The organism is Microcoleus sp. B7-D4 (genome assembly GCF_036705125.1).
Classification (GTDB): Bacteria; Cyanobacteriota; Cyanobacteriia; order Cyanobacteriales; family Microcoleaceae; genus Microcoleus.
The window spans coordinates 104,911-125,473 of record NZ_JAUBTT010000004.1 but is presented as its reverse complement, the minus strand read 5'-3'; the positions used below and the strand labels follow the sequence as shown (position 1 = coordinate 125,473).

Genomic DNA, 20,563 nt, shown 5'->3' with positions numbered 1-20,563 from the left:
ATAAATTACCTTTCTAACGTGCTATTCTATACACAAAACTGGTGCCTTTTGACTTAGCGTTAATTTTTAGCCAAAAAATCAATATGCTCTCTATTCCAGGCGTTGCCGTCCAGACGCTGCTTTACGAAAGTGTCAACTCTCTGGTTTACCGGGCGATTCGGGAAGCAGATAAAGGGCCGATTATCCTCAAACTTCTCAAAGAAAACTACCCCACACCTCAAGAATTGGTGCGCTACCGCACCGAATACCGCATCACCCAAGAGTTGAAAGAGGCGGGAGTTGTGCGAGTTTATGACTTGCAAAAATACCAAAACAGCCTCGTGATGTTTGTCGAGGACTTTGGCGGGGAATCCTTGACAATTTGGATGCAGCAGCGAAAGTTTACTCTGGAGGAATTTTTACAAATTGCGATCGCAACCACAGAAATTTTAGGGCAAATTCACAGCGCCAACATCATCCACAAAGATATTAACCCCTCAAATATTGTTTACAACCCCGACACAAAAAAATTAAAAATTATCGACTTTGGTATTTCTACTCAGTTAACGCGAGAAACGCCAACCCTGAAAAACCCCGGCGTTCTGGAAGGAACCCTTGCTTATATCTCGCCAGAACAAACTGGCAGGATGAATCGCACTCTCGATTACCGTACTGACTTTTACTCCCTCGGCGTCACCTTCTACGAATTGCTGACAGGAAAATTGCCTTTTGAGACAAAAGATGCTTTAGAGATAGTTCACTGCCATATTGCTAGACAGCCAGTTCCTCCGCACGAAATCGAGCCAGAAATCCCCCTAATTCTCTCGCAAATTGTCAGTAAATTGATGGCGAAGAATGCCGAAAACCGCTATCAAACTGCCTTGGGGATCAAGCATGATTTAGAAATGTGTCTGCTGCAATTACAACAAACCGACAGCATAGAAGAATTTGACTTGGGAAGGCGAGATATTACAGACCGTTTCCTGATTCCCGAAAAACTCTACGGCAGAGAAAGTGAAGTCGATCATCTATTAGCTGCCTTTGAACGGATTGCATCAAGACGATCCCCCCAACCCCCCTTAATAAATGGGGCTTCATGTGACTCCCCCCTTAGTAGGGGCGGTGCCCCCGTGCCCGCCCTGGGCGGGGGGGGCTCGCATTTATCCGGCAGTGAAATGATGCTAGTAGCTGGCTTCTCAGGTATTGGTAAAACCGCAGTAGTGAACGAAGTCCATAAGCCGATAGCCAGACAGCGTGGCTATTTTATCAAAGGCAAATACGACCAATTTCAGCGCAATATTCCCTTCTCTGCATTTGTACAAGCATTTCGGGAATTGATGGGACAATTATTATCAGAAAGTGACGCTCAGTTACACAGATGGAAAACCATGATTCTCACCGCAGTAGGCGAGAGTGGGCAAGTGCTGATTGAGGTGATTCCTGAATTAGAACACATCATTGGCGCTCAAAGTCCTGCACTAGAATTGTCCGGGAGTGCCGCCCAAAATCGCTTCAATCTGCTGATGCAGAAATTTGTGCAAGTATTTACCCAAGCAGAACATCCCTTAGTGATGTTTCTGGACGATTTGCAGTGGGCAGATTCAGCATCTTTGAAGTTATTACAACTATTGATGGAAGATACGGGGCATCTGTTAGTATTGGGTGCTTATCGGGATAATGAGGTGTCACCGGCTCATCCGTTTATGTTGACTGTGGATGAGATTGTGAAGTCTGGGGCAGTAGTGAATACGATTACCTTGCAACCGTTGAGTTTAGCATATCTCAATCAGTTGGTAGCAGATACACTGATTTGTAATTTATCCTTTGCCGGGCCATTGACAGAACTGGTTTATCAAAAAACCAAAGGTAATCCCTTTTTCTCTACTCAATTCCTCAAGTCGCTGTATGAAGATGGTCAAATTATCTTTGACTGGGATCTAGGGCATTGGCAGTGCGATATTGCTCAAGCTAGACTTACCCACGCCTCGGATGTGGTGGAGTTTATGGCGGTGCAATTGCAGAAGTTGCCGGCCATTACTCAGGAGGTTCTCAAACTTGCCGCCTGCATTGGGGCGCAGTTTGATTTAGATACATTGGCAATAGTCAACGAAGAATTACCCGAACAAACAGCATCAGCACTATGGAAAGCCTTGCAAGAAGGACTCATTTTACCCATTACAGAAGGCTATAAATGCTTCATTAAAACACAGGATCTATCCCCTACTGAGTCTATCACTAATCCCACTTATAAGTTTCTGCACGATCGCGTCCAGCAAGCGGCTTATTCCTTGATTCCTGACAACCAAAAACAAGCTACTCATCTGAAAATCGGACAGTTACTTGTCCAAAATTATTCGGATATAGAAATAGAAGAAAAACTCTTTGATCTTGTGGGGCATTTGAATCAAGGAATTGAGTTAATTAATCAATTAAGCGAACGAGAAGCTTTAGCAAAACTCAACTTAGAAGCGGGAGGTAAGGCAAGAAGTTCTACCGCCTACGCAGCCGCAATGGTCTATCTACAAACGGGAATTGACCTACTGACAGCAAACTGCTGGCAAAGTCAGTATGAATTGACATTAAATCTGTATGTGGCTGCTGCCGAAACAGCCTATTTGAATGGTGACATTGAGGGTATGGAACAGATGGCAGCGCAGGTTTTGCAAAAAGCGCAAACCATTTTAGACAAAATTAAAATTTACGAAATTCAAATTGCCGCTCAGACAGCCCAGAGCAAGGTGTTAGAAGCGATCGCAGTCGGCAGAAATGCACTCTTACAACTGGGTGTTGAACTACCCACAGCACCTGACGAAGCCTTGATTAGTAAAGCGCTACAAGCCCTTGCCGACGAACTCCAGGATAAACGGATTGAAGAACTAGCTAATCTGCCGATGATGACTGATGCCAAAGCTCAGGCAGCCATACAAATGTTAGGAATGTTATCTGCACCCATTTTTCAAGGAATGCCGAGTTTAACACCTCTAGTTAGCTCCATGATGGTGAGTTTATCGCTCTCCTTTGGGAATGCCCCCGCCTCGACGGTGGGATATGTGATGCACGGGTTGGTGTTGTGTGCCTTTTTGGGAGAGGTGAAAACGGGCTATGGCTTTGGGCAATTGGCACTCTTATTGCTTGATCGGTTCAATGTACCCGACTTCAAGTCTATAATTCTCTTGGTGTTTGGTGGCTGGATTCAGCATCATCAAGAAGCTCTCTTGGCAACGATACCGAGGGCGAAAGATGGCTACACGGCGGGCATGGAAACAGGTAATTTTCTATACGCTGGCTACAGCATAAGTGTTTACTTTAATACCAACTTTTACAGTGGGGTAGAACTGGATATTTTGGAACCTGAAATAGTCGGTTACAGGGCTGTCTTGGCTCAGGTGAAGCAATATTCGGGTCGGGTTTATTTGGATATGACGAGGCAGATGGTGTCTAACTTGAGGGAAACCCGTATTCGACCGGATTTATTAATAGGCTCTGCCTACGATGAAACGGTGATGATTCCCAAGCACTATCAGGATAATGAATTCACGGCGATCTCTTGTGCCTACATCTACAAACTGTTGCTTGCCTACTGCTATGGAAATTACACGGCTGCCCTAGATCACATCGCCCAAGCCAAGGAGTATTTAATAGGAGTATCGGGAATGTTTCATATTCCCATTTTCCATTTCTATGCTGCCCTGACACACTTGGCACTGTTTCCTACACAGCCAGAAACCGAGCAAGCTGATCTTCTAGCCCAGGTGGAAACCCATCAAACCACTCTGCACCAATGGGCGCAAAATGCTGCCATGAATAATCTACATAAATGGTATTTAGTTGAGGCCGAAAAACATCGCGTTTTTGGCAATAAAGCCGAGGCGATTGAAATGTACGATCGCGCCATTTCTGGAGCCAAAGAAAATAAATTCCTCAACGAAGAAGCACTAGCTAACGAACTAGCAGCCAAATTCTACTGGGAATGGAGCAAAGAAAAACTTGCTCAAACCTACATGATTGAGGCATATTATTGTTATGTTCAATGGGGAGCCACTGCTAAGGTAACGGATTTAGAGACGCGATATCCGCAGTTATTGACGCCAATCCAACCGGGAATAAAAACAACTACAACTACGGCCTCAGTGACGACCAAGGGTTCTGGTTCTCACTTAGATCTCACCACAGTAATGAAAGCTTCTCAGGCCATTTCTGGCGAAATACTGCTGGATAAATTACTGTCTAAATTGATGAAAATTTTGATGGAAAGTGCAGGAGCGCAAAGAGGCTATTTAATTTTATCAAGCCAGGGAAAGCTATTAATTGAAGCTGAAGGCACAATAAATTCCCAACAAGTCACCGTGTTGCAGTCAATCTCAGTTGAAAATTGTCAGGAACTTTCCTCCGCAATTATCAATTATGTGGCTCGCACTCAAGAAAGCGTGGTACTCGATGATGCTGTCCGAGAGGGACAATTTACCAACGACCCCTACATCCAAAAGCATCAGCCCAAATCAATTTTATGTGTGCCACTGATTAATCAATCTCAAATCATTAGTATTGTTTACCTAGAAAACAATCTCACAGCCGGAGCTTTTACGCCAGAAAGAGTGGAACTATTAAAAGTGTTATCTGGACAGGCGGCTATCTCGATCCAAAATTCTAAGCTTTATACAGAAGTCCGCGAAAGTGAGAACAGACTCGCTCAATTTTTAGAAGCAATTCCAGTCGGGGTGTCAGTGCTGGATGCTTCGGGCAAATTTTACTATAGTAATCGCGTTGCTATTCAATTATTAGGTAAAGGAGTTATTCCTCAAGTCGCCAGCGAGCAAATACCAGAGGTTTATCAAGTATATCAAGCGGGAACAGAGCAGGAATATCCCTATGGTGACTTGCCAATTGTGCGAGCGTTGAAGGGCGAAAGTGCCACCGCTGAGGATATGGAAATCCACCAAGGCGACAAGATTATTCCGATAGAGGCTTGGGGTACTCCCATCTATGATGAAAAGGACAAGATTTCTTATGCAATTGTAGCCTTTCAAGATATCACAGAGCGTAAAAAAGCCGAAACAGAGCGCATCAGATTTACCGATAAATTGTTCCAACTCAACAAAGCTTTCGAGCGCTTCGTTCCCAATCAATTCCTTCAGTTTTTAGATAAATCAAGCATTATTGATGTGGAATTGGGCGACCAAGTGCAGTTAGAAATGTCGGTGCTATTTTCCGACATTCGCGACTTCACCACGCTTTCGGAAACTATGACGCCGAAGGAGAATTTCCGATTTATTAATTCCTATCTTTCTCGCATGGAACCAGTTATTAATGAAAATAACGGGTTTATTGATAAATATATTGGCGATGCGATAATGGCGCTGTTTAGCGGCGAGGCGGATCATGCGGTGAAAGCGGGAATTGCTATGCTGCAGTGCCTCGTTGGATATAATCAACACCGCGCTAATTCTGGCTATGGCCCGATTCAGATTGGGATTGGAATTAATACTGGAACTTTGATGCTGGGAACGGTGGGAGGACAAAATCGTATGGAGGGCACAGTAATTTCCGATGCCGTGAATTTAGCTTCTCGCGTGGAAAGTTTGACGAAAAATTATGGGGTGTCGCTTTTAATCACCCAGGAAACTTACTCGCGCTTAGAAAATCCATCCGATTACGCAATCCGCACCCTCGATACGGTAAAAGTCAAGGGAAAATCTGAATTAGTAACAGTTTATGAGGTCTTTGATGCTGAACCGCTAGAAATTAAAGAGGGCAAGTTAGCTACGCTGGAATTGTTTGCAGAAGCGAGGGCAATTTACTCGGAAGGGAAGTTAGCTAAAGCGGCGCGGCTTTTTGAAGAGTGTTGGCGTCAGAATCAGGGCGATGCCGTCGCTAAAATTTATTGGGAACGCTGTCAGTCTACTTTAAGGACTCGCACAAAAATCAAAGACAGGCTACACCATTTAGATTAATCATAAAAGTCCAAAGCTCGATCGCTACAATCTTTGAGGGGGAGCTCATCTTCATTTTTCACGAGTGGTATTGGGGCGACTGTTGGGTGCAGTCTCGGTTGCAGGGAGGGCCGCTGCTACGGCTGAATTTTGGTCAAACGGCTAGTTTGTTGCCGCTGCGAGGGTTTTTGGCGGGTAAGCAGAAAGGCTCAGAGTGATGTGAAGCCCGATCGCACTTATTTTATCTCAAAGTCTCATTCTTCAGGTTTACCCATTTTGCCTGTTAATGTGTAGTGCATCGTCTTAAATTTTACCCCCTCTTTACTCCCTAAATCTTTCAATTTCCTTAACTAACTCGCAGCAAAATTGCCTCACACTATTGACATAACTTTGGTCAGATGTCTATTAATAATTCGTAAGTAGCTAAGTCTGAAGGAACACAAAGCTCGACACAAATAATTATCTCTGAAGATAGAAGATCCCCCAATTAAACACCGCTAATCTATAATACTATGAGGGAGAAAAAACTACTTAAAACTTGATTAATGTAATAAGTTTTTAAGTAGATATTAAGATAAAAAAAAGGAAACTTATGGTATTGAGTATTATTGTTCACGGTGGAGCAAAAACCATCACCGAAGAGAAGGTTGCTGCCAACAATGCAGGCTGTACCGCAGCAGCAGAAGCTGGTTGGGCAGTGCTCACAAACGGGGGTACAGCAGCAGAAGCTGTTGAGGCAGCTATCCGGGTTTTGGAAGCTGACCAGACATTTAACGCAGGCTTTGGATCGGTTCTCAACAACCAGGGAGAGGTAGAGCTAGACGCAGGGATCATGGAAGGCGGTTCATTAGCTTGGGGAGCCCTCGCAAATGTTCAAGGCGTGCGCCATCCCATCTCCGTGGCGCGAAAGATTATGGATAAAAAACCCATGTTCTTAGTAGCCGATCACGCAGAAAATTTTGCTGCAGAAAGTGGAGCCGAGATGTGTACAAAAGAAGACTTAATCGCGGATGAGCAACAGGAAGAGTGGGAGGAGGAAAAAGAAGTTATTGACCGCCCCAATACCGTTGGTTGTGTAGCTTTGGATAGTAGTGGCACCTTAGTTGCCGGTACCTCAACAGGCGGCACTATGAATAAGCCCGCCGGTCGCGTCGGCGACAGCGCGATTATCGGATCGGGCTTGTTTGCGGACAGTCAACAGGGCGCTTGCTCGACCACAGGCGATGGCGAGTCCATTATGCCAGTAGTTCTAGCTAAGACTGCGATCGACATTCTCGCCTCCGGCAAGCACCCAGACGAAGCCGCGAAGATGGCAATTGAGACTCTGGCATCTAAGGTGGCAGGAGAAGCTGGGTGCATCCTCATTGACCCTCAAGGGCGGGTTGGCTGGGCGCATAACTCAACGGACATGGCTTGTGCTTATAGAACCTCAGAAATGGACAAGGTGGCTGTGTTCACTAAGAAAAAACAACTCGTCCATCATTGAAATTATTGAGGTTGCATTCTCTCTAGTTGGAGAGAGTTAAAATTCCGCAACTAATATCTTGTTTCCTAGGTATTAAGTAGCTGGACATCAATAAACATTTTTTCAATTTGTAGGGCGGGCAATGCCCACCCTACGTTTAATTATGTCCAGCTACTTACTTGCCGGGAAAACAGTTGAATTCAAACTCGAATTGAATGTTTCTTATGAACTCAACATACGACTTTCCTTACTTTCAGGGTAATACTCTTTCCGATTTGTTTGCTCCAGACATCACAGATGCACGTTATGGGTTCATCCTCAATTACCCTGCAACTGCCAGTTGGGCTGCTTACCCCAACAGGGAAAAATACTTTATTCAAGACGGCAGCAGTGAAGCCACCAAAACTTCTTTCGACAAGATTGGCCAGAAGGAACCTTGGAAAAATCTGGCTGTGTTAGGCGATGCCATCCCAGGAATTGTGATTAATCACCCGCCGAACTCGCTGATTGACTATTGGCGGGAGCATTTGGGCTTCAGCAACAGCAGTATGGAGATGATAGACTGCTCAACTTATCTCGAAGATCTCAGCGTAAGCGATCGCTTTGACAAACTCCTGACTCTATTTCCCTTCGACAATCTCAAACCCGAAAAACACGCCGTCCATCCCGACATCCACTACCACTTGCTCAGCAAAGCAACGCTAGCAGAATTAGGCGTGCAATGTCCGAAATACGAAAGCTACAATCTGCACGAAGTCAATCTCGAAAGCATTCAGTTACCAGAGCAATTCCCCTACTTGATTAAAGCATCCCACGGACTTTCTGGAGAAGGCACTTATATTATCAAAAGCGCCAGCGATCTGAACTACTGCTTGCAGGAAGTGAGGAAATATCTCGAGATTAAGTTGCTGGATACGATTATTGTCTCGGAATTCGTCAAGAATGAAGTGCAGAACTATTGCGTGCAGTTCTATGTAAGCAAAACGGGAAATATCACGCTTATCGGCACTACCGGCCAACTTGTCACTCCAGAGGGCAGCTATCTAGGGGGACTGATTCACTACCGCGAAACCGACATGAGTAGGTTTTTTGAGATGATTGCTGCTATTGGTAAATATGCTCACCAACAGGGTTATTTCGGCGTTATTGGCTTCGACGTGCTGGAAGACTCGGAGGGAGAGTTGTATGCCATTGATGCCAATTTCCGAGTTAATGGCTCGACTCCGCTTTGCTTACAGCGCCATACCTTACTGGGGCGGGGAAAGGAGGTGGCTAAATATTCCAGTGACTGCCGAATGGATGGGACTTTGGAATCGATTCTTGTCACCCTGAAACCAGAACTCGATCGCAAGGACTTGATCATCCTGTCGGCTTTAGAGAAGGTTAAATACGGGAAAATCTACACGGAAATTTACGGGATAGTTGCGGGGGAGGATATGAAGGACATGCAGCACATCGAGCAGAATTTGCACAGTAAGGGATTGCAGCAATAGGGTTGATATCTGCTCTACCGATTGCAGCGGTTATGCGGTTCAATTAAATCGGCTGGATAAATATTCCCCAAAGGCAAAATCTCCTCGGTCGGTTTCTCAAGACAATCTCTAAGTCGCTACTTTGCTGAAAATTTTTTAATTTTATTAACAGCATCTTGATAGTCACTGGTTTTTCCTTGTTGCTTGTACAAGTCAGCGGCTTTTTGATAATCGGCGATCGCCTCTGCTTTTTTGCCTAGGGCAGACTTGGCATTACCTCGATTGTAGTAGGCGACGGCATCACCCACCCTTAAACCCTGGTCTATAGCCTTACTATAATCCGATATCGCGTCTTCTTTTTTCCCTAGGTCAGACTTGGCATTAGCCCGAACAAAGTAGAAAAAACCATCTTTTGGATTTAGCTCGATCGCCTTATTATAATCTGCGAGCGCCTCTGCTTTTTTCCCTAGGTCAGACTTGGCATAACCGCGATCGTTGTAGGCATCAGCATCTTTTGGATTTAGCTCGATCGCCTTATTATAATCTGCGAGCGCCTCTTCTGTTTTCCCTAGGGCAAACTTGGCATCACCTCGATGATTGTAAGCGGAAGCGTCTTTGGGATGCAAGTCTATAACCTGATTAAAATCTGCGAGTGCCTCTGCTTTTTTCCCTAGGATAGAATTCAATAAACCCCGCATAAAGTAGCCGTTAGCATCTTTCGGATTCAGCTCTAACGCCTTATTGAAATCTGCATTCATTTCTTCTTGTTTACCTAGCACAGACTTGGCTAAACCCCGATTTTTGTAGGCGGAAGCATATTTGGGATTCAGCTCGATCGCCTTATTGAAATCGGCGATCGCCTCTTCATATTTCCCTAGTTCCAACTTGGCATAACCGCGATGGTTATGGGCATCAGCATTTTTGGGATTCAGGTCAAGCGCCTGAGTATAATCGGAGAGCGCCTGTTCATATTTCCCTAGCCGCAACTTGGCATAACCCCGATTTTTGTAGGCATCAGCATCTTTGGGATTCAGCACGATCGCCTTAGAATAATCTACGATCGCCTCTTCATATTTCCCTAGGACTGACTTCACATTACCCAGATTGTTGTAGGTAGAAGATGGCGTCAAACAAAGTGCCACCCCAAACAGAGTCAAAGCAGCAGCCAGAATTTGCGGAATCAAGCGATCCGGTTTTTTAGTCATAGCCTTGGCAGTTAGTAAGTTTTAATAAAACTGCTTTTTAAACGGTTTCATAAACACGCCGAATTGTATCGGAGTGTGTGATAATTAGAAAAATATGGTGACTTTAAAGTCACTGTAAAACCAACTATTGCTGGAGATTACACATCCTCATCCTTTTATTGGGAAAAGGCGGATTGGGCGAGACATATCTAACCGACGAGAAACTCAGGTCACAGTCCAATCAAAATTTATCCTGCTGACAGTCTAACTACTGTTTGAAACGGACTCTCAAATTTTTACAACAATTAACATGATAAATAAACAAAAAGTTGTATCCGTGCGTCAGAGCGCATTATAATTATCTGCCGATTAAATAACTATTTGCTGACACACCCTACAAGTTTTAACTACTGTAAATCTCCGTGGAACAGGCGTCTCGCCTGTCCATCCCTGCGGTTCAATTCCCCTTACTTAGCCCGCACCACCAACACCGAACAAGGAGCCTCAGCCACAACCTCCGCACTCACCGAACCCTCCAAAATTCGCTTTAAACCAGTCAAACCCCGACAGCCGATCGCAATTAAATCCGCCTTATAGATATGAGCCAAACGCACAATTTCTTCTGCTGGTTCTCCCGAAACAATCTCCAATTCGCTCTGGCAAGGCAACTTTTCCTGATAAGATTGCAGCAACTTCTCCACCTCTCGGTAAGCAATCTCATCTCCCTGAGCGTGAGGTCGATCGACAACCGCGTCAAAATCCGACCTACCAGAACTGACAACATGAACTAGAATCACCTTTGCCGTCGGTTCTAGCTGAAATTGCCCTACAACTTGCAATACCTGAGTCGCTAACTCTGAATTGTCGATCGCTACCAAAACAGTATTCAATACCATGCACCTTTAAATTTCAGATACTAGACTTTAACTTTTCGCTGATTGTCGCCTACTTTCCACAATTTCGCCCTTCCCACCAACATCATTATTACCTACCCCGAAACCCGGTTTCTTAACATAATTGCGTCATTTAAGCAAGATTCTGGAAGAAACCGGGTTTCTTAAGCCCGCAGTGCGTAACTCCGTAGGTGCAAATAAACTGGGTCGCTTGTCACAGAATGTAAAGCTACCATAATCGCAAGAGAATTGCTTCCTTTCATTGCATTTCACTCGCTTTTGACTACCTATGTATTTTGCCGATCGCCAATCTCAAATCTACCATCTAAAACTCACCCTTTCCCTCATTTTCAGTCCGCAGCCGCACCGAATCAGCGTGAGAAGGAAGCCCCTCAGCTTCTGCCAAAACATTAATCGCCCTACTCACCTTCTTAAGTGCAGCCGGCGAATATTGAATCAAACTCGAATGCTTCATAAAAGTTTCGACACCCAGCGGCGACGCATAGCGCGGAGCCCCAGAAGTCGGCAAAGTGTGATTCGGGCCAGCCAAATAATCACCTACAGCTTCCGGCGTCGAGCAGCCCAAGAAAATCGCCCCAGCGTGGCGAATTTGGTCGAGCAAAGCCCAGGGATCTGCCACTTGCAATTCCAAGTGTTCCGGGGCAAACTCGTTAGAGAGTTCCGCCGCGGCTTTGAGCGAGTCAACTACTACGACTAAACCATAGTTGGCGATCGCCTTTTCTGTTAAAGTTCGGCGCGGGTGATTTGCCAACTGTCTGTCTACCTCAGCCACCACCTTCCTAGCCAGCACCGAATCCGCCGTCAGCAAAATTGCCGACGCCATCGAATCGTGCTCAGCTTGAGCCAACATATCCGCAGCCACGTGTACAGGATTCGCCGAAGCATCCGCAATAATCAACACTTCCGACGGGCCAGCCAGAGAATCGATCCCCACAGTCCCGTAAACCAGTTTTTTAGCCAGGGTGACGTAAATATTCCCCGGCCCAGTAATTAAATCCACCTTCGGAATAGTTTCCGTACCGTAGGCCAAAGCCGCGATCGCCTGCGCCCCGCCTACCCGATAAATCTCATCAACTCCCGCTTCCTGAGCCGCTACCAGCACCGCAGGATTCATTTTCTTCTCCTGTCCGGGGGGAGTACACATCACCAGTCTCGGCACCTTGGCGACCTTCGCAGGAACCGCATTCATGATCACCGAGCTAGGATAGGACGCCTGACCGCCAGGAATGTAGATTCCTGCTCGATCGACCGGGGTGTAGCGTTTGCCCAAAACAATCTCGTCATCACCAAACTGCACCCAAGACTTGGGTACGCGCTGTCGGTGAAACGCCTCTACCTGTTTGCAAGCCAGCCGGATGGCATTTAATAATTCTTTCGACACCTGCTGGTAAGCAGCATCCAATTCGGCGCCTGTCACCCGTAAATCTTCCACATTTAGGGTCATGCGGTCAAATTCAGCAGTGTAGTGCAGCACAGCCCGATCGCCTCTGCGCCTTACAGCTTGCAGCACCTCCCGCACGGTGGCTTCTTTGTGAACGACAAGTTCGTCATGGGTGCGATCGCAGATCCGTCGCAGTTCAGCTTGTGCCTCAACCCACTGAGTAATGATTCGCAGCATGGAGATTAGGAATGCCGTCTATAACTTCACTAACATTTGCTTGACAATTGGGGATTTTTGTGGCTATCTCCTAGAGAAGTAGGCCACCACCAGTCCACAAGCTTAAACCGCGATAGTCGCGGCATTTTCCAAGGCTTCAGTGCAGCGTTTAAATCTCTGTCGAGGATTTTGCAACACTGAGGACAAGTCACAACCTTCTGCTACACAAAACTTGGCTAAACTTATTTAAGTCTCACCATTCAATCAGGATTGCTCCTGAAGGGTCTGCTTCCTGTTTCACCCAAGGGAGTCGGCTCCTTCTTGTCCACAGGCGTTAATTCGGGTGTAGCCCACCCTAATTGAGTTAATTTTAGTTGAAGCTTTTAGCCATGAGTCATCCAATATTTTCAACCCATTTAACGAAACGCGGACTCCCGTTCGACCTTGTAATAGGCTGGTCAGTTTTGACTTGCACGCTGGTTTACTCTCCCAGATAATTAAGCCTTTGTTTTCGGCACTGATGTAATCATACCGCCCCGAATGTTAACCATTCAAGTTAAGTATGACTAATTTTAGTAAACTTTTTGGCTATGCAAGTCCAACTCTAGGAATTGCCCGCCAGAGAACCGGTTGCGGAGGGAGAGGGTGGGAACGCAGAGGGGGAGAGTGTCAGACCCCGATATGATCCGAGAGGGAGAGTGTTCGAGGGGGAGAATTTTGATTCTGCCTTCTACCTTCTACCTTCAGATCCGGCTGTCTTCTACCTTCTACCTTCTACCTTCAGCTTTTTACCTTCTACCTTCGGTAAGTGCTTCTTGCCGAAGCCCAAATAACCCGTATTCTTTCTTATAGCTTAACTTGGATTTTTCCGAGAATTGGATTTTAAGCAAAATAGGTGCTATATTAGTTTTTCCAACACCTGATAATTTTTTTATAAAAAAACGCCAAATTATTGTATACTTGAAAATTGCGCGCAAGAAACCGTGACTTTAACTCGTGACGGTGGAAACACCGCAAAACGCCTCCGTAACACCCGTGTCATACCTGTGGGTATTGTCAGGGGTAAAGAACAGGCAGTTAAATGAGTCAATAAAAAATTATTGCGCGGGCGTCGCCAAAAAGTAGCCACAGACTCAGCTCAATCTGAATCTCAATCTGAGCGAATGGAAAGTGGCTGTCTCACTCCGCCATTAAAAATCAAGCTTTTTGCGGATCGATCCCGAAAAGGTTGTCCTTCAAAATCCCCGTGTCTTGGGACTGTCTTGAGACTAGGGTGTATCAATGAATACCTACTTCCAGCAACTGAACTATGGCAAATATTAAGTCCGCCGTCAAACGAGTCAAAATCGCCGAACGTAACCGCTTGTACAACAAATCTTACAAGTCAGCGGTCAAAACTTTGATGAAGAAGTATTTCGCGGCCGTAGACAAGTACGCCGCAGCTCCGAGCCCGGAATTAATGCAAGAAGTCCAGCAGCGAATGTCTGAGGCCTACAGCAAAATTGACAAAGCTGTCAAAAAAGGTGTACTCCACCGCAACAACGGCGCTCGTAAAAAGTCCCGCTTGGCAAGAACCCTCAAGCCACACGAAACATCCTCGGTAGCGTCTTAAGGAAGCAGAAAGTTCGGCAACGAAGCAGTGTACAAGATTGAAGGGATGGATGTTGAGGGAAGAAGTCAATCGATTTTCGATTTTTGATTTTCGATTTTCGATTTTCGATTGAAGCATTGACTTGCGCGAGATAAATACGTTCGGCAAGTTTCATCGGATACAGGTTTTTTATTTCTGGACGGATGAATCACGTGGCGGGTATCCTGGATGCTTGATTGTCAAGCGTGAAGAAGGAAGAAGGAAGAAAGAAGACGGAAGATTTTTCCCGCACACTCTCTGCCACTCCCACTCCCAGACTCTTTCACTCCCCCCTCGCCCTATCCCACTAGGACTCTCCCGTATCACCTCTAATCTGCTTCCCCCATGCAGCTCATCGACACTCACGTTCATATCAACTTTGAGACCTACAAATCTGAGTTAGAAGCCATTCGAGAACGCTGGCGCGAAGCTGGTGTAGTTCGGCTGGTTCATTCTTGTGTAGAGCCAGAAGAGTTTGCCGGTATTCAAGCAATCGCCAATCAGTTTGCAGAAGTCTCGTTTGCGGTTGGACTCCACCCCCTAGATGCGGACAAGTGGAAAGACGAGACTGCCAGCCAGATTAGGGAATTAGCAAGTTCGGACTCTAGGGTAGTGGCGATCGGCGAAACCGGACTGGACTTTTATAAAGCTGACGATCGAGAACACCAGTTTAAAGTGTTTGAGGCACAGCTTGAAATCGCCCAGGAACTTGACAAACCAGTCATTATCCACTGTCGCGACGCCGCCGCCCCAATGGCCGAAATGCTGAGGAACTTTTGGCAAACACGCGGGCCAGTGCGCGGGGTCATGCACTGCTGGGGAGGCACACCCGAAGAAACCCAGTGGTTTTTAGACCTAGGTTTCTACATTAGTTTTAGCGGAACAGTCACCTTTAAAAAAGCCTTGCAAATACAAGAATCAGCTTGTATGGTAAATAGCGATCGCATCCTAGTCGAGACAGATTGCCCTTTTCTCGCCCCCGTACCCCAGCGGGGAAAACGCAACGAACCAGCCTACGTCTACTACGTAGCCGAGCAAGTTGCTAAATTGAGAGGAGTTTCTCTCTTAACTCTGTCCCAGCAGACAACCGAAAATGCCTGTCAGCTATTCGGCTTTTCTGTTTAGTTATAGCAGAACAGAGAAACGAGGAAAACAGGTTGGTTTAGGAGCCAGCGATCGGGACAATCCCATTTCTATCCAGCCAGAAAAACCGGATTCATCCTTTATTGGAGATTCTTTTGGCGTTGCCTGTTGCGATCGGATTTGCGTCCTATAATAAAAAGAACCGACCGATCGGGCGTTGGCTTAGTCTCCGCGACTGCGATGTCGCCCGGACAGTACCAACACAATGCGAGTACGCTAACCTTCGGGATCGGTCAAAACTTCACGCAATACCTCAAACTTACACACTCAAACTTACACATCAGAAGAAACTTGGAACCTCAGCAATTTGGCAATAGCTGTCAAGTCAATTTTAGGAGTCAAAAGTGTAGGGAATTCACCCAGGGATACCACGAGATCAGAGCTAAAAGCATCTCGATCGAAACTAAAATCCGCACAAAAATACTGCGAGCCACCAGCAAAAATAACCGTTGCATCAGTTGGCAGGCGATCGAAAACATCATATAAATTCTCTCACACAATCCATCAAAAAAACGCAACAAGGTAAAAAAGCCCAGCCTTGGCGCCATGTAAAAAGCTAGAGCCACTGCGGAAAAAGGACACCCATGACCACTAAAGATTACACAGAATTCGCCTTCACCTTGCCCGATTTGATAGAAATCCAGCGGGCAAGTTTTCGCTGGTTCCTAGAAGCCGGACTGATCGAAGAACTCGACAGCTTCTCCCCGATTACAGACTACACGGGCAAGCTGGAACTCCACTTCATGGGCAAAGACTTCAAACTCAAGCGCCCCAAATATGATGTGGACGAAGCCAAGCGGAGGGACAGCACGTACTCGGTGCAAATGTACGTCCCCACCCGCCTGATTAACAAAGAAACAGGGGAAATCAAAGAACAAGAAGTCTTCATCGGCGACTTGCCCTTGATGACCGAGCGCGGCACTTTCATCATCAACGGCGCAGAACGGGTCATCGTCAACCAAATCGTGCGTTCCCCCGGCGTGTACTACAAATCGGAAACCGACAAAAACGGTCGCCGTTCCTATAACGCCTCGCTCATCCCTAACCGTGGCGCTTGGCTCAAGTTCGAGACAGACAAAAACGATTTAGTCTGGGTCAGAATCGACAAAACCCGCAAACTGTCGGCTCAGGTGCTGCTCAAAGCCCTGGGACTTACAGACGGCGAAATCTACGACTCCCTGCGGCACCCGGAATACTTCCAAAAAACGATCGAGAAAGAAGGACAATTCGGCGAAGAAGAAGCTTTGATGGAGCTCTACCGCAAACTCCGTCCCGGTGAACCCCCCACCGTGGCGGGCGGCGAACAGCTCCTTAACTCGCGCTTTTTCGACCCCAAACGCTACGATTTGGGCCGAGTCGGCCGCTACAAACTCAACAAAAAATTGCGCTTGACAGTCCCCGATACCACGCGGGTGCTGACATCGCAAGATATCTTGACGGCGATCGACTACTTAATTAACCTCGAATTCGACATCGGCTCCACCGACGACATCGACCACTTAGGCAACCGTCGCGTCCGCAGTGTCGGAGAACTGCTGCAAAACCAAGTCCGCGTCGGACTCAACCGCTTAGAACGGATCATCCGCGAAAGAATGACCGTCTCGGATGCCGACTCCCTCAGCCCCGCTTCTCTGGTCAACCCCAAACCGCTGGTAGCAGCAATCAAGGAATTCTTCGGTTCCTCCCAGCTATCGCAGTTCATGGATCAAACCAACCCTCTGGCAGAACTGACGCACAAACGTCGGCTTTCGGCCTTGGGCCCTGGAGGTCTGACTCGCGAGCGCGCCGGGTTTGCAGTACGGGACATTCACCCGTCCCACTACGGCCGGATTTGCCCGATCGAAACACCAGAAGGCCCGAACGCCGGTCTGATCGGTTCCTTAGCAACCCACGCCCGCGTCAACCCCTACGGCTTCATCGAAACTCCTTTTTATCCAGTAGAAAAAGGACGGGTGCTGCGCGACAAAGCGCCTGTTTACATGACAGCCGATGAAGAAGACGATTTGCGCGTTGCCCCCGGAGACATCAGCCTCGACGAAAACAACAACCTCTTGGGCGAAACCGTAGCCGTCCGCTACCGCCAAGAATTCACTACCACCACTCCGATGCAGGTGGACTACATGGCGATTTCGCCCGTGCAAATCGTCTCCGTCGCGACATCGCTGATTCCGTTTCTGGAACACGACGACGCCAACCGAGCTCTCATGGGATCGAATATGCAGCGGCAAGCTGTGCCGCTACTGAAACCAGAACGGCCCCTCGTCGGTACGGGCTTGGAAGCTCAGGCCGCCCGAGATTCCGGGATGGTTGTGGTTTCCCGGATCGACGGCGAGGTGATTTACATCGACGCTACCCGGATTATTGTCAAACCCCTGGCTGTAGATGCCGAATCGAATTCCAGCGAAGAACATTTCCTGATTCGGGAATACGACGATCTCAAAGTCAAACAGCCCTCGGTTTGGAAGCAAAAATATGCTGGCTGCATCGAACACGAACTGCAAAAATATCAGCGTTCTAACCAGGATACTTGTTTAAACCAGCGTCCTTTGATTTATGAGGGCGATCGAGTCGTAGCAGGTCAAGTGCTCGCCGACGGTTCCTCCACCGAAGGGGCAGAACTCGCTCTGGGTCACAACATCCTCGTAGCTTATATGCCTTGGGAAGGCTACAACTACGAAGACGCAATGCTAATCAGCGAGCGTTTAGTGTACGAAGATGTCTACACTTCGATCCACATTGAAAAATACGAAATCGAAGCCCGCCAAACCAAACTCGGCCCCGAAGAAATCACCCGCGAAATTCCTAACGTCGGCGAAGACGCGCTGCGCCAGCTAGACGAACAAGGAATTATCCGCAAAGGTGCCTGGGTAGAAGCCAGCGACATCCTAGTCGGCAAAGTCACCCCCAAAGGCGAATCCGACCAACCGCCGGAAGAAAAACTGCTGAGGGCAATCTTCGGCGAAAAAGCCCGCGATGTGCGCGACAATTCCCTCCGCGTCCCTAACGGCGAAAAAGGCCGCGTGGTGGACGTGCGGGTGTTTACCCGCGAACAGGGTGACGAACTGCCCCCCGGCGCCAACATGGTCGTCCGCGTCTACGTGGCTCAAAAGCGGAAGATTCAAGTCGGCGACAAAATGGCCGGCCGCCACGGGAATAAGGGTATTGTGTCCCGGATTCTGCCGATGGAGGATATGCCTTATTTGCCCGACGGGACTCCCGTTGACATAGTGCTCAATCCCTTGGGCGTACCGTCGCGGATGAACGTGGGTCAGATTTTTGAGTGCTTGCTGGGATGGGCGGGCGAAAATCTGTCGATGCGGTTCAAGATGGTGCCTTTTGATGAAATGCACGGCGCTGAAAAGTCTCGCGAAACCGTACACGGCAAGCTACAGGAGGCACGCGAAAAAACCGGCAAGCCTTGGGTGTTTAATGAAAAGCACCCCGGCAAGACTATTGTCTACGATGGCCGAACTGGGGAACCGTTCGATCGTCCGATCACAGTCGGCATCGCTTATATGCTGAAGCTGGTGCACTTGGTAGACGACAAGATCCACGCCCGTAGCACAGGCCCTTACTCGCTGGTAACGCAGCAGCCTTTGGGCGGCAAAGCGCAGCAAGGGGGTCAGCGGTTCGGAGAAATGGAAGTCTGGGCTCTGGAAGCGTTCGGCGCAGCTTATACTTTGCAAGAGTTGCTGACTGTGAAGTCGGACGATATGCAGGGGCGGAATGAAGCGCTGAATGCGATCGTCAAAGGCAAAGCTATTCCGCGCCCCGGTACGCCGGAATCTTTCAAGGTGCTGATGCGGGAGTTGCAGTCTTTGTGCTTGGATATTGCCGTGCACAAGGTGAATACGTCCGACGAGGGCAGCGAGCACGTTGAGGTGGATTTGATGGCAGATGCTGGGGGCAAGCGATCGCCCTCCCGGCCTACTTACGAATCGCTTTCTCGTGACGAACTTGACGAGGATTAGGCATTAAAGATTTTAGATTAAAGATTAAAGATTTTTTGACAGCCTTCAATTCTTTAATCTTTAATCGACAATCTCAAATTAAAATGCCTCAGCAGTGTTCGTACCACTGCTGAGGCGAATCAACGCTCTAAACAGGAGAGACGCTGAACATGAATATTGTAACAGTTGTCCCAGGAATTCAAGGAGAAGTTGACCGGGCGACGGGCTGTATTAATTGGCAAGGGAGCAAGTTTGGCAACGGTTACGGGCGCAAGTGGATCGATGGCAAAACAGTATTAGTCCACCGTTTAGTCCTCGAGTCGAAAATAGCAGGGTTCCTCGGTTCCGGTTATTTTGGTTGCCATACCTGCGACAATCGAAGCTGCATCAACCCGGCACATCTGGTAGTAGGTACTGCTGCTGAGAATACCGGGCAGATGATTGGGCGCGATCGCAAAACTCCCAGACGCAAAAGTATTCCCGGTATTGGCATATTGTCGATCGCACAACTACGGGAAATTCAGACTAAATATTTATCTGGAACCATCAAGAACCACCTAGCAAAAGAGTATGGAGTACAACATGAAACTATTACTAAGATACTTCAGACAAATATTCCCGATAACTTCACTACAGTTTCACCCAATTTTTTAGGAGAAATTCAAGACAGCGGCTGCATCATTTTCTCAGGTGGAAAGGATGGTCAAGGTTATGGCAGATACTGGAAAAATGGGAAATTAAAATCAGTTACCCGTGCTGTTTTAGCCGAGAAATTAGGATATGAACTTCCGACTTCGATGGATGCTTGTCATACCTGCGACAATCCCAGTTGCATCAATCCAGAACACCTTTGGGCAGGTACTCGCACTCAAAATTTGTTAGATGCTTCTAAGAAAGGACGCACTCAAGGAAAAAGTCATCCTCTTTCCAATGCCAAATTAGATTGGGAAAAGGTGCGAGAAATTCGACAAAAGCTAGCAGCAGGAGAGAGGATGAAGGATGTAGCACAGGAATACAGTGTCGGCCGCAAAACCATACACGATATTAAATATCACGTCACTTGGAAGGAAGCAGGCGAAGAGGTTCCAGTTCCTCGCATGGGTGGATATCTCGATCGAAAATTGACTTTCGAGCAAGCTCTTGAGGTACGAAAAAGGATTAGAGATAGAGAATCAATCTCTCAAATAGCTGATGACTTAAAAGTATCCTCAAGTGTTATCTATGATATTAAAAATAATATCACTTATAAAGGAGTATAAGAGTGATTTAAACCTAAAAAAAGCACAGAAAAAAGATAAA

At 47.1% G+C, this 20,563-nt stretch carries 12 protein-coding genes; 8 read left to right on the top strand and 4 right to left on the bottom strand.

Features of this window, described 5'->3' with window-relative positions; all coding sequences use genetic code 11:
* The first annotated feature begins 83 nt into the window (after positions 1 to 83).
* The 3 genes from QUB12_RS02555 to QUB12_RS02545 all read left to right on the top strand — a co-directional run bounded on the left by QUB12_RS02555 (position 84) and on the right by QUB12_RS02545 (position 8,867).
* Positions 84 to 5,930: an AAA family ATPase gene (locus tag QUB12_RS02555; RefSeq protein ID WP_333305321.1), complete on the top strand. Its 5,847-nt coding sequence runs from the start codon at positions 84 to 86 to the stop codon at positions 5,928 to 5,930.
* Positions 5,931 to 6,501: 571 nt separating this feature from the next.
* Complete coding sequence (locus QUB12_RS02550; RefSeq protein ID WP_333305318.1) at positions 6,502 to 7,395, top strand: isoaspartyl peptidase/L-asparaginase family protein; 894 nt, start codon at positions 6,502 to 6,504, stop codon at positions 7,393 to 7,395.
* 203 nt (positions 7,396 to 7,598) lie between these two features.
* Entirely contained in the window at positions 7,599 to 8,867 is a 1,269-nt protein-coding gene (locus tag QUB12_RS02545; protein ID WP_333305315.1) for a carbamoylphosphate synthase large subunit, read from the top strand.
* 116 nt (positions 8,868 to 8,983) lie between these two features.
* Here QUB12_RS02545 and QUB12_RS02540 read toward each other — a convergent pair whose 3' ends face one another.
* The 3 genes from QUB12_RS02540 to hisD all read right to left on the bottom strand — a co-directional run bounded on the left by QUB12_RS02540 (position 8,984) and on the right by hisD (position 12,562).
* On the bottom strand, positions 8,984 to 10,051 hold the full coding sequence (locus tag QUB12_RS02540) for a tetratricopeptide repeat protein (RefSeq protein ID WP_333305312.1): 1,068 nt from the start codon (positions 10,049 to 10,051) through the stop codon (positions 8,984 to 8,986).
* A 446-nt stretch (positions 10,052 to 10,497) separates the two neighbouring features.
* On the bottom strand, positions 10,498 to 10,926 hold the full coding sequence (locus tag QUB12_RS02535) for a universal stress protein (RefSeq protein ID WP_333305310.1): 429 nt from the start codon (positions 10,924 to 10,926) through the stop codon (positions 10,498 to 10,500).
* Positions 10,927 to 11,248: 322 nt separating this feature from the next.
* Positions 11,249 to 12,562, bottom strand: a complete 1,314-nt coding sequence (gene hisD, locus QUB12_RS02530; protein WP_333305308.1) for a histidinol dehydrogenase — start codon at positions 12,560 to 12,562, stop codon at positions 11,249 to 11,251.
* Positions 12,563 to 13,850: 1,288 nt separating this feature from the next.
* On the opposite strand from hisD, the gene rpsT reads away from it, so the two are divergent.
* The 3 genes from rpsT (at position 13,851) to QUB12_RS02515 (ending at position 15,447) form a co-directional block, all read left to right on the top strand.
* The gene (gene rpsT, locus QUB12_RS02525; protein WP_333066838.1) at positions 13,851 to 14,153 is read left to right on the top strand and encodes a 30S ribosomal protein S20; all 303 of its coding nucleotides are present in this window, start codon (positions 13,851 to 13,853) and stop codon (positions 14,151 to 14,153) included.
* A 363-nt stretch (positions 14,154 to 14,516) separates the two neighbouring features.
* Positions 14,517 to 15,296, top strand: a complete 780-nt coding sequence (locus QUB12_RS02520) for a TatD family hydrolase (protein WP_333154266.1) — start codon at positions 14,517 to 14,519, stop codon at positions 15,294 to 15,296.
* Positions 15,265 to 15,447 (top strand): hypothetical protein, encoded by a 183-nt coding sequence (locus tag QUB12_RS02515; RefSeq protein WP_333305306.1) that lies wholly within the window; start codon positions 15,265 to 15,267, stop codon positions 15,445 to 15,447. The genes QUB12_RS02520 and QUB12_RS02515 overlap by 32 nt, the downstream gene beginning before the upstream one ends.
* Positions 15,448 to 15,652: 205 nt before the next feature.
* Here the strand turns inward: QUB12_RS02515 and QUB12_RS02510 are convergent, their stop codons facing one another.
* Positions 15,653 to 15,796, bottom strand: a complete 144-nt coding sequence (locus QUB12_RS02510; protein WP_333305303.1) for a hypothetical protein — start codon at positions 15,794 to 15,796, stop codon at positions 15,653 to 15,655.
* 102 nt (positions 15,797 to 15,898) lie between these two features.
* Here QUB12_RS02510 and rpoB point away from each other — a divergent pair, with 102 nt between their 5' ends.
* The gene (gene rpoB / locus QUB12_RS02505) at positions 15,899 to 19,285 is read left to right on the top strand and encodes a DNA-directed RNA polymerase subunit beta (RefSeq protein WP_333305301.1); all 3,387 of its coding nucleotides are present in this window, start codon (positions 15,899 to 15,901) and stop codon (positions 19,283 to 19,285) included.
* 149 nt (positions 19,286 to 19,434) lie between these two features.
* Entirely contained in the window at positions 19,435 to 20,523 is a 1,089-nt protein-coding gene (locus QUB12_RS02500; protein ID WP_333142355.1) for an HNH endonuclease, read from the top strand.
* Positions 20,524 to 20,563 lie beyond the last annotated feature (40 nt).

Bases quoted from the DNA above. Each gene is read 5' to 3' on its own strand.
- hisD (WP_333305308.1), bottom strand. From the start codon at position 12,562: ATGCTGCGAATCATTACTCAGTGGGTTGAGGCACAAGCTGAACTGCGA.
- QUB12_RS02510 (WP_333305303.1), bottom strand. From the start codon at position 15,796: ATGATGTTTTCGATCGCCTGCCAACTGATGCAACGGTTATTTTTGCTG.
- rpoB (WP_333305301.1), top strand. From the start codon at position 15,899: ATGACCACTAAAGATTACACAGAATTCGCCTTCACCTTGCCCGATTTG.
- QUB12_RS02500 (WP_333142355.1), top strand. From the start codon at position 19,435: ATGAATATTGTAACAGTTGTCCCAGGAATTCAAGGAGAAGTTGACCGG.
- QUB12_RS02555 (WP_333305321.1), top strand. From the start codon at position 84: ATGCTCTCTATTCCAGGCGTTGCCGTCCAGACGCTGCTTTACGAAAGT.
- QUB12_RS02535 (WP_333305310.1), bottom strand. From the start codon at position 10,926: ATGGTATTGAATACTGTTTTGGTAGCGATCGACAATTCAGAGTTAGCG.
- QUB12_RS02545 (WP_333305315.1), top strand. From the start codon at position 7,599: ATGAACTCAACATACGACTTTCCTTACTTTCAGGGTAATACTCTTTCC.
- rpsT (WP_333066838.1), top strand. From the start codon at position 13,851: ATGGCAAATATTAAGTCCGCCGTCAAACGAGTCAAAATCGCCGAACGT.
- QUB12_RS02515 (WP_333305306.1), top strand. From the start codon at position 15,265: ATGCCTGTCAGCTATTCGGCTTTTCTGTTTAGTTATAGCAGAACAGAG.
- QUB12_RS02550 (WP_333305318.1), top strand. From the start codon at position 6,502: ATGGTATTGAGTATTATTGTTCACGGTGGAGCAAAAACCATCACCGAA.
- QUB12_RS02540 (WP_333305312.1), bottom strand. From the start codon at position 10,051: ATGACTAAAAAACCGGATCGCTTGATTCCGCAAATTCTGGCTGCTGCT.
- QUB12_RS02520 (WP_333154266.1), top strand. From the start codon at position 14,517: ATGCAGCTCATCGACACTCACGTTCATATCAACTTTGAGACCTACAAA.